Annotated in this window: 16 protein-coding genes; 7 read left to right on the forward strand and 9 right to left on the reverse strand. The window is 59.6% G+C overall.

Annotated features, from left to right (window positions below):
• Positions 1 to 71 precede the first annotated feature (71 nt).
• Both EDF70_RS01195 and EDF70_RS01200 read left to right on the forward strand, forming a co-directional pair.
• On the forward strand, positions 72 to 956 hold the full coding sequence (locus tag EDF70_RS01195) for a bifunctional helix-turn-helix domain-containing protein/methylated-DNA--[protein]-cysteine S-methyltransferase (protein WP_132271431.1): 885 nt from the start codon (positions 72 to 74) through the stop codon (positions 954 to 956).
• A 133-nt stretch (positions 957 to 1,089) separates the two neighbouring features.
• Positions 1,090 to 1,350 carry a PilZ domain-containing protein gene (locus EDF70_RS01200; protein WP_132271432.1) on the forward strand — a complete coding sequence of 87 codons (261 nt, stop codon included), beginning with the start codon at positions 1,090 to 1,092 and terminating at the stop codon, positions 1,348 to 1,350.
• A gap of 100 nt (positions 1,351 to 1,450) precedes the next feature.
• Here EDF70_RS01200 and EDF70_RS01205 read toward each other — a convergent pair whose 3' ends face one another.
• Positions 1,451 to 1,822, reverse strand: a complete 372-nt coding sequence (locus EDF70_RS01205) for a tudor domain-containing protein (RefSeq protein WP_245518990.1) — start codon at positions 1,820 to 1,822, stop codon at positions 1,451 to 1,453.
• Between the two features lie 285 nt (positions 1,823 to 2,107).
• On the opposite strand from EDF70_RS01205, the gene EDF70_RS01210 reads away from it, so the two are divergent.
• The 3 genes from EDF70_RS01210 (at position 2,108) to EDF70_RS01220 (ending at position 3,292) form a co-directional block, all read left to right on the forward strand.
• Positions 2,108 to 2,692, forward strand: coding sequence for a dual specificity protein phosphatase family protein (locus EDF70_RS01210; RefSeq protein ID WP_132271433.1), 585 nt, complete (start codon positions 2,108 to 2,110; stop codon positions 2,690 to 2,692).
• 70 nt (positions 2,693 to 2,762) lie between these two features.
• On the forward strand, positions 2,763 to 3,002 hold the full coding sequence (locus tag EDF70_RS01215) for a transcriptional regulator (RefSeq protein WP_132271434.1): 240 nt from the start codon (positions 2,763 to 2,765) through the stop codon (positions 3,000 to 3,002).
• Between the two features lie 2 nt (positions 3,003 to 3,004).
• A complete protein-coding gene (locus tag EDF70_RS01220) occupies positions 3,005 to 3,292 on the forward strand; it encodes a type II toxin-antitoxin system RelE/ParE family toxin (RefSeq protein WP_132271435.1) in 288 nt (95 codons plus the stop codon).
• Here EDF70_RS01220 and EDF70_RS01225 read toward each other — a convergent pair.
• Positions 3,289 to 4,272, reverse strand: a complete 984-nt coding sequence (locus tag EDF70_RS01225; protein ID WP_132272521.1) for a sugar-binding transcriptional regulator — start codon at positions 4,270 to 4,272, stop codon at positions 3,289 to 3,291. The two genes, EDF70_RS01220 and EDF70_RS01225, sit on opposite strands and share 4 nt — an antisense overlap.
• 191 nt (positions 4,273 to 4,463) lie before the next feature.
• On the opposite strand from EDF70_RS01225, the gene tal reads away from it, so the two are divergent.
• Entirely contained in the window at positions 4,464 to 5,429 is a 966-nt protein-coding gene (gene tal, locus EDF70_RS01230; protein WP_132271436.1) for a transaldolase, read from the forward strand.
• Positions 5,430 to 5,582: 153 nt separating this feature from the next.
• Here the strand turns inward: tal and EDF70_RS01235 are convergent, their stop codons facing one another.
• Genes EDF70_RS01235 through EDF70_RS01250 form a run of 4 tightly spaced genes read right to left on the reverse strand, consistent with a single transcriptional unit; the run spans position 5,583 to position 9,040 of the window.
• The gene (locus EDF70_RS01235) at positions 5,583 to 6,422 is read right to left on the reverse strand and encodes a metal ABC transporter permease (RefSeq protein WP_132271437.1); all 840 of its coding nucleotides are present in this window, start codon (positions 6,420 to 6,422) and stop codon (positions 5,583 to 5,585) included.
• Positions 6,419 to 7,279: a metal ABC transporter permease gene (locus tag EDF70_RS01240; protein WP_132271438.1), complete on the reverse strand. Its 861-nt coding sequence runs from the start codon at positions 7,277 to 7,279 to the stop codon at positions 6,419 to 6,421. Before EDF70_RS01240 ends, EDF70_RS01235 begins: the two co-directional genes overlap by 4 nt.
• A complete protein-coding gene (locus EDF70_RS01245) occupies positions 7,260 to 8,150 on the reverse strand; it encodes a manganese/iron ABC transporter ATP-binding protein (RefSeq protein ID WP_132272522.1) in 891 nt (296 codons plus the stop codon). Before EDF70_RS01245 ends, EDF70_RS01240 begins: the two co-directional genes overlap by 20 nt.
• 2 nt (positions 8,151 to 8,152) lie before the next feature.
• Positions 8,153 to 9,040, reverse strand: coding sequence for a metal ABC transporter substrate-binding protein (locus tag EDF70_RS01250; RefSeq protein ID WP_132271439.1), 888 nt, complete (start codon positions 9,038 to 9,040; stop codon positions 8,153 to 8,155).
• A 357-nt stretch (positions 9,041 to 9,397) separates the two neighbouring features.
• Here EDF70_RS01250 and EDF70_RS01255 point away from each other — a divergent pair, with 357 nt between their 5' ends.
• A complete protein-coding gene (locus EDF70_RS01255; protein WP_132271440.1) occupies positions 9,398 to 10,321 on the forward strand; it encodes a hypothetical protein in 924 nt (307 codons plus the stop codon).
• Between the two features lie 218 nt (positions 10,322 to 10,539).
• Here the strand turns inward: EDF70_RS01255 and lysS are convergent, their stop codons facing one another.
• The 3 genes from lysS to EDF70_RS01270 form a co-directional block, all read right to left on the reverse strand.
• Positions 10,540 to 12,036: a lysine--tRNA ligase gene (gene lysS / locus EDF70_RS01260; protein ID WP_132271441.1), complete on the reverse strand. Its 1,497-nt coding sequence runs from the start codon at positions 12,034 to 12,036 to the stop codon at positions 10,540 to 10,542.
• A 228-nt stretch (positions 12,037 to 12,264) separates the two neighbouring features.
• Positions 12,265 to 13,722 (reverse strand): glutamate--tRNA ligase, encoded by a 1,458-nt coding sequence (gene gltX / locus EDF70_RS01265; RefSeq protein ID WP_132271442.1) that lies wholly within the window; start codon positions 13,720 to 13,722, stop codon positions 12,265 to 12,267.
• A gap of 150 nt (positions 13,723 to 13,872) precedes the next feature.
• The gene (locus EDF70_RS01270; protein WP_132271443.1) at positions 13,873 to 15,645 is read right to left on the reverse strand and encodes an SLC13 family permease; all 1,773 of its coding nucleotides are present in this window, start codon (positions 15,643 to 15,645) and stop codon (positions 13,873 to 13,875) included.
• Between the last annotated feature and the right edge of the window lie 70 nt (positions 15,646 to 15,715).

Consider the following 15,715-nt stretch of genomic DNA (forward strand, 5'->3'; position numbering starts at 1 on the left):
AAAACATATCGCAAGAAACGGGTGGTGCGCAGGCTCGTTCACGGCCATCTTCCGGGCAAAGGAGAGACGAGATGAACGCTCTTGCCAACATTTCCAGTCAGCCGGTCGATGTGACACCCGAGGGCATGGATTACGATATCGTGCGCCGGGTGATCGAGTTGATCACGCTGGATTATCGTGCGCAGCCGTCGCTCGAAACCATCGCAGCCGAACTCGGACAGTCGCCGACGCAGTTGCAGAAAGTGTTTACCCGTTGGGCCGGACTTTCTCCGAAGGCGTTTCTGCAGGCGGTGACGCTGGATCATGCCAAGCGGTTACTTGGTGCGGAACAGTTGCCGCTGCTGGAAACCTCCTATGAGCTTGGCCTCTCCGGCCCCGGCCGCCTGCATGATCTGTTTGTCACCCACGAGGCGATGTCGCCGGGCGAATGGAAGGCAAAGGGCGGCGGGCTGACGATCCGCTATGGTTTCCATCCCTCGCCCTTCGGCCGGGCGCTGGTGATGGCGACCGATCGTGGTCTGGCCGGTCTCGCCTTCGCTGACGGTTTCGAGGATCAGCAGGCCTGTCTCGACGACATGACAAGGCGCTGGCCGAATGCCGCTTATGTCGAGGACGCCGACGCGACGGTGGATTATATCGCCCGCATCTTTGATCGTGCGCAATGGTCCAACGATCGTCCGTTGCAGGTGGTGCTGATCGGCACCGATTTTCAGGTGAAGGTCTGGCGCAGTCTGTTGAAAATCCCGTTCGGCAAGGCGGTCACCTATTCGCATGTCGCCTGCGATATCGGCCAGCCAACCGCGAGCCGGGCGGTGGGGGCGGCGGTTGGCGCCAATCCGATCTCCTTTGTCGTGCCCTGCCACCGGGCGGTCGGCAAAAGCGGTGCGCTGACCGGTTACCACTGGGGTCTGACCCGTAAACGCGCCATTCTCGGCTGGGAGGCGGGGCAGGCGTAAGCCCGGAACCCCAGGCGCGCGGGAAAGCTCTATGTCGTAAAATGAGTAATTACGCATATATTGCAAGAAGTTACGGGGGCTTTTCCGGGGTTTTCCGATAGTTGCTCGCAGGTCTACAGGGTCTCCAGCAGCAATGGAGATCAAGCCGGTGCAGGAGCGCAAGTTTCCCCGATCGAGGGCGTTTCTCGGCGCCAAGATCTTATTCAACGACGGCCACTCGTCTTATGATTGTATCATCAAGGAATTGTCCGAGGGTGGTGCGCAGATCAAGGTCGAAAATGCGCTGGCTGTTCCACAACAGTTCAACCTGCTTTTTTCCGATGGCCGCAATTTCGATTGCGAGGTTCGCTGGCGCCGCATTAATGCCATCGGCGTCGAATTCCAGAAAGGCTGAATTCCGGCTGGCCTGACCGGGCGTTTGGCATCCACCCGCTGTAAAGCGCGTCGACCCGAAAACCGAATGCGGCTTTCGGGTCGAGGTTTAGCAAGACGGTTTACTTCGAGCGGCAGCGGCCGGTCTTCGTCACTTCCTTGTCGCCATCGTCATAGGCGATGCCGATCTTTTCGCCGGCAAGCGAGGAAATGGTGCCGCGGTACCAGTCACCCTGGCCCTTGAAATTGCATTCGACTTTGGTGCCGATCGCCCAGTTGTAGGGACGCACATCGGCCAGCGCGACGGTTTCCTTGTCGCCATCGTCATAACGGATCGTCACCTTGCCGCCGGCGATCTTGTCGATGATGCCGGGAAACCAGTAGCCGGCGCCCTTGTAGTTGCCGAGGACCCAGTCGCCGGTCGTCTGTGCGCTAACGGTGGCTGCGCTGGCCGCCAGCATGGGCGCAGCGAGAATTGAAATTTTCCTGATCAAGTGGTTTTCCTCCCGAGGGGACAATGGGCCGAACACCTGTCTGGATCAGACAGTTCGACGACTTGATATAAACCTGGAATTCCCTGAATTTCGCGTGAATTAAATTCGGATTTATTTCCGGTTGAAGTATTGTTCGCCGATTTATTTTTGGTTTCATCTGGCGGTAACATTCCGATGGCCTGTCCGGTGACCATGTTGCGCCTTCAGCATGCTGTCAGCTTGCTTCCCTAATCCGATTTCCAATGGCGGGCATGAGCCTGCCGCGTATCGGAAGGAGTGTAGCGGATGGTCTTGAAAACGGGGTGGCGGCGGGTGTCTGTCCGGTATTTTGTTGCCGGGTTTCTGGCGCTGATACTTTTCGCTGGTGGTTACATCGGCCTGCTGCATCTCAGCGGCAATTTCCACACTGTGATTTCCGGCGAACTCTATCGTTCGGCGCAGCCGACGCCCGACCAGATCGAGCGGTATGCGCAGCAATATGGCATCCGTACCATCGTCAATCTGCGTGGCGAGAACGATAGCCAGGCCTGGTATACGGATGAGGTCGCCACTGCCCGCAAGCTCGATATTCGCCATATCGATTTTCGCATGTCGGCCCGCAAGCAATTGACGGGCCCGGAAGCCGACAGGCTGGTGGCCTTGCTCAAGGATGCCCCTAAACCGATCCTCATCCACTGCCTGTCGGGTGCGGATCGAACCGGACTGGTATCCGTCATCTACAGCAATCAGGTTGCCGGATTGCCGGAACACCAGGCGGAACGGCAATTGTCCATCCTGTTCGGCCATGTGGGCATTCCGTTGATTTCGGCGGCTTACGCGATGGATGAAAGCTGGCATCAGCTGGAACGGCATTACGGGATCGATGGGTGAGGCGTGGCCGTGGCTCAAGCCGGACACGATTTCTCTTTGCCGGTTTTCGGGAGTGTGCCAAAATCGCGCCATGAAGAGCAGTGTTGAACTTTCCGAGGATATGTCACGGCGGATCGATCGGCTGGCCGAGCGAACCCGTTTGACGCCGGCCCAGATTGTTGATGACGCGCTGTCGAACGGTCGTTCACTGGCATGGCAGGAAAAATGGGCGGCCGGCGTGCAGGCCGGCATTCAGGATGCAGACGAGGGCAAATTCGCCTCCGATGCCGAGATTGCGAATGTTCTCGGTAAATACGATACGTCGGCCTAGCCGTGCGGATATATTGGTCGCAACGTTATCTGTGTGAACTGGAGGCGATCGGCGACTATATCGCGGAAAGAAACCCGCGCGCTGCTGCGAGTATCGTTCGCGACATTCATTCAAAAACGGCAGCTCTTCTCTCCGAAAATCCTCTGATCGGCAGGGTGGGTGAAATATCAGGCACGCGCGAACTCGTGCTGGCCGGAACGCCCTATATAGTCGCCTACCGCATCAAGGATGACCGAGTTGAAGTGCTGTTCGTGCAGCATGGTGCCCGGTTGTGGCCTGACGAAATCTAGCCGCTTTCCGCCAGCCGCAACAATTCCACTGCCGCTGCCTCATCCGTGATCAGCGTGTTGCAGCCGACCCGCCGGATGGTGGCGCGGATGGCGGTGGCGCGGTGGGCGCCGCCGGAAGAGAGCACGACGTGCTTTGCCTTTTTCAGTGTGTCGAGATCGACCGACATCACCCGCTCGTTGAGCTTGGCATCGACCGATTTTCCGTCCGCATCCAAAAAATTGAACATCGTATCGCAGACGCAGCCGGCGGAGATCAGCCGATCGAGTTCGGCTTTCGAAATGAAACCTTCCGACAGCGAGGTGGAATGCGGGCCGATATCGCCGCAACTGACCACGGCGAGATCGAGGTTTTCGGCGAGGTTGTAGACGGCATCGAGGCCGCATTTTTCGATCAACGCGCGTTTGGTGGCGACGCTGTCGACCAGAAGCGGCGCCAGAAACATGAAACATTCCGCACCCAGCTGGCCGGCAAACCGCCAGGTGAAATCGATCGGATTGGTCTTCTGCACCGCGACGATGCCGCCGAGCAGCGACACGACCTTGCAACCTTCCCGGCGCGGCGGGCGAAAGCTCGAAAGCGAAGCCGTCATGGTGCGGCCCCAGCCGACGCCGATCGTCATATCGTTCTGCACGACTTCCGACAGGAACTGCCCGAGCGCGAGGCCGACGGCGCTGGCCAAGGCTTCGGCGCTGTCGTCTTTGGGAGCCGGCACGAGGACCGCCTCATCCAGCCCGTAAGCGCGTTCCAGCCGGGTCGCCAGCTCGAGACAGCTATCGACGCCCTCGCTGATCCAGATCTGCACTTCCGAACGTTTCATCGCCTCATCGAGCATGCGGATGACGGTTGAGCGGCTGATGCCGAGCCGTTCTGCCACGTCCTTCTGGGTAAGTCCCTGATTGTAATAGAGCCAGGCGGCGCGCAGCCGCTGCGATCCCGAATCTGAGGCGGCGGTGTGGGTGTCGCGTCTGAGTTTGACCAAGGCATCCTCGCATTCGCCCGCAGGCGCACTATCTCTTGTCGACGCCATGATATCGTCATGGATGGAACATATGTCAATTCAAGAAGACAAATGTCTTGACTTCTTATCCTGTCCCGGCTGTTATCCATGTAACTGTCGAGGGATCAGAAACGCCTGTCGGGCGTTGGGTTTTAAAAGCGAGGATTTTCCGGATGACATCGAAACTAGAGCAGCTGCGCGCCATGACCACCGTTGTCGCCGATACCGGTGACATCGAAGCCGTTGCCCGCCTGAAGCCGGTGGATTGCACCACCAACCCGTCGATCGTCCTGAAGGCGATCAACACCTCCATCTTCGCCGACAAGGTGAAGGAAGCCGTCGCCTGGGGCCGCACCCAGGGTGGCGATGCTGATGCCGTTGCCGCAGCCGTGGCTGACCGTCTGGCCATCGATGTCGGTGCAGCACTTGCCGCCATCGTTCCGGGTCGCGTGTCGACCGAAGTCGATGCCGACCTCTCTTTCGACACCGACGCTTCGATCAAGAAGGCGCATGAGATCATCGCCGCCTACAAGGCGCGCGGCATCGAGCGCGAGCGCATCCTCATCAAGCTGGCCTCCACCTGGGAAGGCATCAAGGCTGCCGAAAAGCTGCAGGCCGAAGGCATCGACTGCAACCTGACTCTTCTGTTCTCCCACGCCCAGGCAGTCGCCTGCGCCGATGCCAAGGCATTCCTGATCTCGCCCTTCGTCGGCCGTATTCTCGACTGGCACAAGAAGGCGACCGGCCAGGATTACACGTCGGAAACCGATCCGGGCGTCGTTTCGGTTCGCTCAATCTACAACTATTACAAGGCCAACGGCATTTCGACGATCGTCATGGGCGCCTCGTTCCGCAATGTCGGCGAAATCGAAGCGCTGGCCGGTTGCGACCGCCTGACGATTGCGCCGAACCTGCTCGACGAGCTGGACAAGGCCGAAGGCACGCTGGAGCGCAAGCTGTCTCCTGAAAAGTTCGAGGCTGTCGCCCCGATCAAGATGGACGAAAAGACGTTCCGCTGGATGCTCAACGAAGACCAGATGGCAACGGAAAAGCTGTCGGACGGTATTCGCCTGTTCGCCAAGGACCTCGTCGCGCTGCGCGATCTGGTCAAGAAGGAACTGCAGCTGGCTGCTGCTTAAAACATCCGTCCTTCGTCATGCTCGGGCCTGTCCCGAGCATCTGATACAGTTGCTGTTTGGCAATGTGATTAGATCCTTAGGACAAGCCCAAGGATGACGAAAATGAACAAAACTGCCTTGCGAAAGGCCCGCCATTGGCGGGCCTTTCTGCGTTCAAGCGGCAGACACTCTCTTCGCCGAAACCACCGTTTTGATAAACGCCAGAATGAACATCGCCGTCATCAGCAGCACGATGGTCGGGGCAGGGGCGCTGTCGAGGAAGAAAGCCAGATAAATGCCGCCGAGCGAGCAGCCGAGCGCCACCGCAACTGCGGTGATCATCATCGTGGTAAAACGGCGGGTCAAAAGGAAGGCGATGGCACCGGGGGCGACCAGAAGCGCGACCGAGAGGATGATGCCGATCGCTTTCAATGCTCCAACCACCGTCAGCGACAGGACGGCGAGCAGGCCGTAGTGCAGCAGTCGGGTCGGCAGGCCGATGGCTTTCGCGTGCTGTTCATCGAAGGCGTGGACGAGCAGATCCTTGCGGAAGATCAGCAGAAAGATCGTCGAGGCGATGGCGATCAGGGTGGTTTCGATCAGGTCGGAGGGCAGGATGCCGAGCATGTCGCCGAACAGGATATGATCGAGATGCACATCGGCCTGCACCTTGACGTAAAGCACCAGACCCAGCCCGAACATGCCGGAAAACACTATGCCGAGCACGGTATCTTCCTTGATACGGCTGTTTTCCTTCAGGAATCCCGTCGCCAGCGCACAGATCATGCCGGCCACGAATGCGCCGATCGAAAACGGGATCGCCAGAATATAGGCGATGACGACGCCCGGCAGTACGGCGTGGCTGACCGCATCGCCCATCAGCGACCAGCCTTTCAGCACCAGAAAACAGGAAAGGATCGCCATCGGCAGCGCGATCATCAGCGTCACCGCAAAGGCCGTGCGCATGAAATCGATCTGAAAGGGGAAGATCAGGAGGTCGATCATGTCGCTCATTGTGCTGCCTCCAGCGAGGCCTTGAGGCGGCGGCGCGCGGCGAGCATGCCGTGTTTGGGGGCAAACACGAAGGCGATCAGGAAAATCACCGTCTGGGCGACGACGATGATGCCGCCGGTGGCGCCGTCGAGGAAATAAGACAGGTAGGCGCCGAGAAAGCTGGTGCCGGCACCGATGGCAAGCGCCATCAGGATGACGCGCTGAAAACGGTCGGTGAGCAGATAGGCGGTGGCGCCGGGTGTCACGACCATGGCAACGACGAGGAACGCGCCGACCGTCTGCATGGCGGCGACGGTGGAGGCGGCCAGCAGCGCAAAAAACATCACCTTCAGCGCATCGGGTTTGAGGCCGATTGTGCGGGCGTGGTTTTCATCGAAAAAGGTGACCATCAGGTCTTTCCATTTCAACGTCAGCAGAATGAGGCTGACAGTGCCGATGATGACCAGTTGCAGCGTATCGCCGGGAGAGATGGCGAGAACATTGCCGAGCACGATGGTCTGGATATCGACCGAGGTGGGCGACAGCGACACCATGAACAGGCCAAGCCCGAAAAAGGAGGTGAAGATCAGGCCGATGATCGCGTCTTCCTTGAGCCGGGTGCGCTGGTTGAGGAAAAGCATGGCGAGTGCCGCAAGGCCGCCGGATAAAAATGCGCCGATGGCGAAGGGCAGGCCGAGCATATAGGCGCCGGCAACGCCCGGAACGATGGAGTGCGAGAGCGCATCGCCGATCAGCGACCAGCCTTTCAGCATCAGATAGGCGGAAAGGAAACCGCAGACGCCGCCGACCAGAGCCGACACCCAGATGGCGTTGAGCATGTAGCCGTAGGTGAAGGGCTCAAGAAGCGTCTGGAGCATTATCGGCCTCCGTCTGCTTCTTTTCCTTGCCGTTCCCATAGGTCACGTAAGGACGCTCGTCGTCGGTAAAGACCTTTACATGGCGTGGATCTTCATCGTCATGCAGGTCGCGGCCGCCGAGAATGAAGTGGCGCAAAACGCCGCCAAAGGCCTTTTCGAGATTGGCTTCGTTGAACGTGTCCTCCGTCTTGCCATAGGCGAGAACGGTGCCCTTGACGAAGACGGTACGGTCACAGAAATCCGGCACACTGCCGAGATTGTGGGTGGAGACCAGCATGACGCGGCCTTCGTCACGCAATGCCTTCAGAAGCGTGATGATCTGCTCTTCGGTGGTCACATCGACGCCGGTAAACGGTTCGTCGAGCAGGATCACCTGACCTTCCTGCGCCAGCGCGCGGGCGAGAAACACACGCTTGCGCTGGCCGCCGGAAAGCTCGCCGATCTGGCGCTTGCGGTATTCCTCCATGTTCACCCGCTTCAGGGCGTCGGTGACCATCTCGTGGTCCCGGCGGGAAGGAATGCGCAGGAAATTCATGTGGCCGTAACGGCCCATCATCACCACGTCCTCGACGAGGACGGGGAAATCCCAATCGACTTCTTCCGACTGCGGCACATAGGCGACGAGGTTCTTTTTCAATGCCTCGCGGGCCGACATGCCGAGGATCTCGACCGTGCCCTCATTGACGGAAACAAAGCCCATGATGGCCTTGAAGAGGGTGGATTTGCCGGCGCCGTTGACGCCGACAAGGGCGGTGATCGTGCCCTTTGGCACTTCGAAACTGGCATGTTTCAGCGCCGTGTGGCCGTTGCGATAAGCGACGCTGACATTGTCGAGGCGGATGCCGTCCACCGGTGGTTTGGCCTTGCCCATCATCATTGTGCAAGACCCTTTGCGATTGTCTCGGAGGTGACGCGCAGCAGGTCGAGATAGGTCGGTACCGGGCCGTCGGTTTCACTCAGCGAGTCGACGTAAAGCACGCCGCCATAAGTCGCGCCGGTTTCGGATGCCACCTGCCTGGCCGGCTTGTCGGAGACGGTGCTTTCCGAAAAGATCACTTTTACATCGTGTTCGCGCATGGCGTCGATAACGGCGCGCACCTGCTGCGGCGTGCCCTGGCTGTCGGCATTGACCGGCCAGAGATACAGTTCCTTGAGGCCGAAATCGCGGGCGAGATAGGAGAATGCGCCTTCACTCGTCACCAGCCAGCGGTGGTTTTCCGGCAGTTTTGCCAGTTCATCGCGGATCGGCTGGCTCATTGCCCTTATCTTGTCCGAATAGGCCTTTGCGTTGGCGGCATAGACGTCGGCGTGGGCCGGATCGACCTGCGCCAGACCCTTGCGGATGTTTTCGACGTAGATCAGCGCATTGTCCGGCGACATCCACGAATGCGGGTTGGGTTTGCCCTGATAGGCGCCACCGGCGATCGACATCGGCTCGACGCCGTCAGAGACCGTCACGCTCGGCACGTCGCCGATGTTTTTGAGGAAACGTTCGAACCAGAGTTCGAGATTGAGACCGTTGCGCAGCACCAGATCGGCATCGCGGGCGCGCAACAGATCGCGCGGCGTCGGCTGGTAATTGTGGATCTCGGCACCCGGCTTGGTGATGCTTTCGACGGTGGCGGCATCACCGGCAACGTTTTTCGCCATATCGGCAATGATGGTGAAGGTGGTGACGACCTTCGGCTTTTCCTGTGCGTGGGCCGCCAGCGGCAGGGCGAAAAGACCGGTAACGAGGCATGCAATTCTAAAAAGGGACATGGAAACCGTTTCTGCTGTTGCAAGTCATTTGCATTAGAGACTAGCGCAGATTTTATGACTGTCAATGCTATTGCGAATTATTCGCAATAAGAAAGTGATATCCTATCCTGCCTGGGTGGCGGCCGCGGATGGCAAAGTGTTCGGCTGTGAACTGAGATGGTGAGAACGGCCGGTGGGCATGGTGGGGGAAATGCGGGCATCTGGATCATTCTGATACGGATGCAACCAATATTGACCGCAATTTCGCGTGGAAAACATTAGAGAATTAAAGTTTCCTCAATAGGAATGAGTGAGTATCGGGCCTGTATTCCAGACGTGTAGTGAGTAATTGGGGTAAACCATGCCGGGGCTTGGTACGTGAAAGGCATCAAGATCCGGCTCTCGCGCAAGCTTGCCCTGATCCTCGGTGGCATCGTCGTGCTCGGCGGTGGCAGCGGCGCGGCTGCGCTTTACGCCAGCCATGCCGGCTATCTGGGCGCTTCCATTGCAAACCTAAACGGCCTTACCTGTTCCACCGTGCAGACGGTGAAGATCAAACGCGATCATCAATACTGGGTGCGCAAATACGTTGTTGCCGATACCGGTGACGGTATGGCGCGGGTGCGCACCGCCGTGCGTGTCGCCAAGGCGGTGCAGAAGGCGGAAAAGGCCGATCTGGTGCAGATCGCCATTCTCGACAAGGCGGGCCCGACCGACCGGGCCGCCATGCGCGGCCGCGCCATCGGGGCGCAGGTCATTTATACGCCCGATCCTTCGAAAGTGCCGGACGGCGTGATGAACCATCCGCTGGCGGCCTTCTATCTCGATGGCAGCGCGGATGGTACGGGCCAGTATTACGGCATGCGTGTCGATCTGCCTTACGAAGATATCGATGGCATGGCGGCAAGCCTGAGCGATTTTGCCGATTGTATCGAACCGGTCGTTGCCGGCGCCGATGGTGGGCATGGCGGTGCACCGTCCGCTCACGGCAAGAGCCCTGATGCCGGGCATGGCAAGGCGGAAGCTGGCGACCACGGTGGTGGACATGGCGAAACGCCTGCCGCCGAAGGCCACGATGCCGCGCCGGCAGAAGGCCATGATGCACCGGTTGCCGAAGGGCATGGCACACCTGATGGTGGCGAAGTGGTCGCCTCGACGCCGCAGGACAAGGGTTTTCTTAGCTCCATTACCGGCATGTTCTTTGGTGACAAAAAGGACGAAGCGCCTGCTATCGACGGTAGCACGACGGCGGCGTCGGGCGATCATACGCCGGTGACGGAACCTGCTCCGGCCGGTCATTGAAGACATCGCCGGATATCGGCAATCCTCTTATTGCTGTTGAGGTGAAAACGTCTCCGCCGTCATCCTCGGGCTCGTCCCGAGGATCTGCAACTGCCCGATATCATTGACGTGCTTAGATCCTCGGCTTAAGGCCGAGGATGACGTCCCCCATCGAAAGCGGTGCTTTATAAACAAACGGCTGATCGGCGCGCCCCATTGGATGCGCGCCTTTACGAAAATCAGTCTGCCTTGGCCTTGCGGGCCGGGAAGAGGATGACGTCGCGGATCGACGGGGCGTTTGTCAGGAGCATGGTCAGACGGTCGACGCCGATGCCGAGGCCACCGGCCGGCGGCATGCCCTGGTCGATCGCGTCCAGAAACTCGTCGTCCAGCTGCTTGTCCTTTTCGCCGCGGGCATGGGCCTGTTCCAGCTGTTCGACCATGCGCTTGCGCTGTTCTTCAGGGTCGTTCAGTTCGGAGAAGGCATTGCCCAGTTCCCAGGCGTTGCAATAGGTCTCGAAACGCTCGACGAGGCGCGGTTCGCCCGGCACTTCCTTGGCGAAGGGCGAAATGTCCTTCGGGAAATGGGTGACGTGGCTCGGCTGGATGAGCGTGCCCTCGACCTTCTCCTCGAAGATGAAAGCTAGGCATTCGCCCCAGGTCCAGTCCTTTTCGATTTCGAAACCGGCGGCCTTGGCGGCAGCGCGGGCTTCCTCGTCGGTCTTCATGGCGAGGAAATCGATGCCGGTAACTTCCTTGACGGCGTCTGGCATGGGCACGCGTTTGAACGGGCCCTTGAAGGACATTTCCTTGTCGCCGTACATGAACTCGGTCGAGCCGTGGATCTTGACCGCCAGTTCGGCGAACATGCGCTCCACGAGGTCCATGATGTCCTCGTAATCGGCATAGGCCCAGTAGCATTCCATCATGGTGAATTCAGGATTGTGCCGGGTGGAGACGCCTTCGTTACGAAAATTGCGGTTGACCTCGAACACCTTGTCGGTGAGGCCCGAAACCAGCGTGCGCTTCAGGAACAGTTCCGGCGCGATGCGCAGGTACATGTCCTGCTTCAGCGTGTTGTGGTGGGTCTTGAATGGGTCAGCCGTGGCACCGCCATAGACGGAATGCAGCATCGGTGTTTCGACTTCCATGAAGCCGTCTTCTTCCATGAAGCGACGGATGCCGGAAACGATCTTCGAACGCTGCTGGAAACGCAGCTTGGATTCGTCGTTGCTCATGATGTCGAGGTGGCGCTTGCGATAGCGGATTTCGACATCGGCAATGCCGTTCCACTTTTCCGGCATGGGGAGAAGCGACTTGGTCAGCATGGTGATTTCGCGGGCGCTGATCGACAACTCGCCACGCTTGGTGCGGCGCACGATGCCGGTGACGCCGATAATGTCGCCGAGGTCGATCATCGCCAGCATGTTGCGGGCTTCTTCCGGGGTGACATCCTTGTGGGAGAAGATCTGGATCTTGCCGCCGGCGTCATGGATATCCATGAACATGCCGGAATTGCGCGAGGAATAGACGCGGCCGGCAACGGTGACGACATCGGTGGTTTCGACGTCGGACTCGAGATCCTTGTATTTTTCCGCCAGTTCCGCGTTGGTGATGGTGCGGTGGAAATGCGCCGGATACACGTCGCCGATGGTTTCGCGCAGCTTGGCAAGCTTCTGGGCGCGCACTTCGGTGGCGTCGGAGGAGAGGGCGGTTTCGGTCTTTGTGTCGGTCATCGTGTTCGCCTTTAGGGCTGTGTTCGTTAGGTTTACTGGGTGCATTCTGGCGCCGTATGGACGAAACCTCTCCGCATCCGTCATCCTCGGGCTTGACCCGAGGATCTAATCACATTTCCGCCAGGCCGCCTCGCCTCACCCTTAGCTAACCTTGCAGATCCTCGGGTCAAGCCCGAGGATGACGGCTGAGGGCGGAGCGGCGTCTGTGCAAAATCGCCGCCTGGGCAATTACTTTCCGTCGCCCACCATCGAGGCGACGACCGTTGCGGCAATCTTCAAACGCTGGCGCACCACCGAGCGGCCAAGAATGGCCATGCTATCGAACAGCGGCAGCGAGCGCTGCGAGCCGGACATGGCGATGAACAGTGGCGGGGTGACGACGCGCAGTTTCTTCTCCAGCTTGTCGGCGACAGCGCGCAGTTCGGCGTCGATCGCTTCCACGTTCCATTCGATCATCTTTTCGATGTCGGCCTGAACAGTGTTGATGATCACAAGCGTATCTTCCGGAGACGTCTTCAGGCCCGCAAACGAGGCCGGCGTCAGGTTGACGTCGGCGGCGAGCAGGAAGCCGGCAAGGTTCGGCAGGTCGCCTAGCTTGGTGATACGGCTCTGCGAGTGCTTCAGGCCTTCCGTCAGACGCTGGTTTTCCAGCGCCCATTCCAGCGTGCGGGCAACAAATTCTTCCGGCGTGAGTTTCTCGCGCAGCCAGCGGCCGTTCAGCCAGTCCAGCTTCTGCAGGTCGAAGATCGCGCCGGCCTTGGACAGCGCTTCCGGATCGAACTTGCCGATCAGCTCTTCCATGGTTAGCAGCTCTTCGCCTTCGGCGATCTGCACGAAGAACAGGCCGAGGAAGTTCATGAGCGCTTCCGGCAGGTAGCCCAGAGCGGAGTAATAGCTGATGGATGTGGGGTTCTTGCGCTTCGACAGTTTGGATTTGTCGGCGTTGCGCATCAGCGACAGGTGCATCCACACCGGCGCTTCCCAGCCAAAGTAGCGGTACAGCAGGATATGCTTCGGCACCGATGCGAGCCATTCCTCGCCGCGCGCGACATGGGTGATCTTCATCAGGTGGTCGTCGATGACGTTGGCCATGTGATAGGTCGGCATGCCGTCGCCCTTGATGAGCACCTGCATGTCGACCGAGTCCCACGGGATCGACACATCGCCGTAAACGCCGTCGGTGAAATCGCACGAACCTTCGGTCGGGATTTTCATGCGCACGACGGACTGCTCGCCGGCTGCCAGTTTCGAGGTGACTTCCTCGGCGCTGTAGCTGAGGCACAGGCCATCGTATTTCGGCGGCTTGCCGGCAGCGCGCTGGCCTTCGCGCATCTGCTCAAGCCGCTCGGGCGTGCAGAAGCAGCGGAAGGCATGGCCCTTGTCGAGCAGGTCCTGCGCGTAAGGCTGATACATGTCCTTGCGCTCGGACTGGCGGTACGGACCATAGGGGCCGCCGACATCCGGGCCTTCCGCCCAGGTCAGGCCGGTCCATTTCAGCGCGTCCAGAACGCGTTCCTCGAATTCGAGCGTCGAGCGGGTGGCATCCGTGTCTTCAATGCGCAGGATGAACTCGCCACCGTGCTTCTTGGCAAAGAGGTAGTTGAAAAGGGCGATATAGGCGGTGCCGACATGGGGTTCGCCGGTCGGCGAGGGAGCGATACGGACGCGCGGGGTCGGATGGATCATTGTGCTGCTCTTTTTCAAGGCGCGCTACCCGTAGAGATAGGGCGGCGCCAAGCCTGTTCCGGGAATAGGGATTGGTGCAGGCTTAGGCCATATTCAGCTGGCAGCGTCAAGAATTTTAGGCCTAACGGCCCTAGCAGTGTCTTACCAGCATCAACTGACTGGCCAGACATAGAGCAGCGCCGGGATGCTCACCAATATGATCAGGAAGGATAATGGCAGACCAAGCCTCGGATAATCGGAGAATTTGTAGCCGCCGGGGCCGAAAACGAGCGTGTTGCACTGGTGGCCGACAGGGGTGAGGAAATCGCAGCCGGCGCCGATGGCCACCGCCATCAGAAAGGCTTCCGGCCTGAAACCGAGATTGGTGGCGAAACTGGCGGCGATCGGCCCCATGACCAGCACGGTTGCCGCGTTGTTGAGGAAGGGCGTGACGGCCATGGCCGTGACGAGGATAAGGCCGAGCGCGCCCCAGGCCGGCAGGGTGGCCGCCGCCTGACCCAGCCATCCGGCGATCAGTTCGCTGCCGCCTGTCGTGCGCAGACTGTCCGACACCGGGATCAGCGCCGCCAGCATGACGAGGATCGGGCCATCCACCGACTTGTAGAAATCGGTGAGCGGAATGGCGCGGAAAACCACCATACCAAGCGCCGCCGCGAAAAACGCAACCGGAACCGGCGCGAGACCGACGGCGGTGGCGGCCATGGCGAGTGCGAGAATGATCAGCGGAATGACGGCGCGGCGGCGCGTGCCGAGCAGCACTTCGCGCTGGGCCAGCGGCAGAAGCGAAAAGTCCTGCATGATGGTCGGCATGTTCTTGCGGCTGCCCTGCAGCACGATGATATCGCCGGCCATCAGCGTCAGGGTGCCCAGCCGCTCCTTCAGCCGCTCACCGTGCCGGCTGATGGCGAGAAGATTGACGCCGCGCGTGTAGGACAGTGACAGATCTTTTGCCGAGAGCCCGCGCAGGGACGATTCCTGGCTGATGATCGCCTCGATGGAGATGACATCGGCCTGATCCTTGCCGTTTTCCATCAGTGGCTTGCCGGAAAGCTGCAGCTTGGCACCGGAGACGATGCGATCAAGGGCCTTGGACGGGCCTTCGAGCAGCACGATATCGTTGTCGCGCAATGTCAGGTCCGGAAAAGGCGCCATACGAGAGGGACCGCGCAGAACGGCATTGGCGATGACTTCGCCATCGCCCAGTTTCAACAGTTCGCCGAGGCGTTTTTCTAGCACGGTCGATTGCGGTGTGATCGTCACTTCGGCGGTGTAATTGCTGATCTCGACCGCTTCCTCGAGGGAATTGTTCTGCTTGGTCCGGCTCGGAACCAGCCAGTGGAAAAAGAGCAGGAAGGTGATGCCGACGACGGCGAGCAGCGCGCCCATCGGCGTGAAATCGAACATCGTGAAGGATTGGCCGGTCAGTTCCTCGCGAATGCGCGACACGACGATATTCGGAGAGGTGCCGATCTGCGTCATCAAGCCGCCGAGCAGCGCCGCAAAGGCCATCGGCATCAGGTATTTCGATGGTGATGCACCGGATTTCTTGGCGAACTGGAAGGCGACCGGCATCATTATGGCGAGCGCGCCGATGTTCTTGATGAAGGCGGACAACAGCGCCACCACGATCATCAGCAGTGCAAGCTGGGTGTGCAGCGAATTGAGATTGGGAAAGAATTTCTTGATGGCGGCATCGACGATGCCGGAGCGCGCGACGCCGGCCGACACGATCAGTGCCGAGCCTACGATGATGACGATATCATCGGAAAAGCCGGAAAATGCCTGGTCGAACGGCACCACGCCCACCGTGACGGCCAGAACCAGCGCGCAGCAGGCGACGACGTCATAGCGAAAGCGATCCCAGATGAACACGGCCATCATCGCCGCGATAACGGCAAAGGCAAGGATCTGCTGCGTGGTCATGGGGCTCCGGAGGCGACTGCGAGGGGAGGTAGGAAATTTGCGTGATAATGCCTCAGCCGCAAAAATGTTT

It is taken from the genome of Neorhizobium sp. JUb45 (assembly GCF_004343585.1).
In the GTDB taxonomy this organism is placed as follows: domain Bacteria; phylum Pseudomonadota; class Alphaproteobacteria; order Rhizobiales; family Rhizobiaceae; genus Neorhizobium.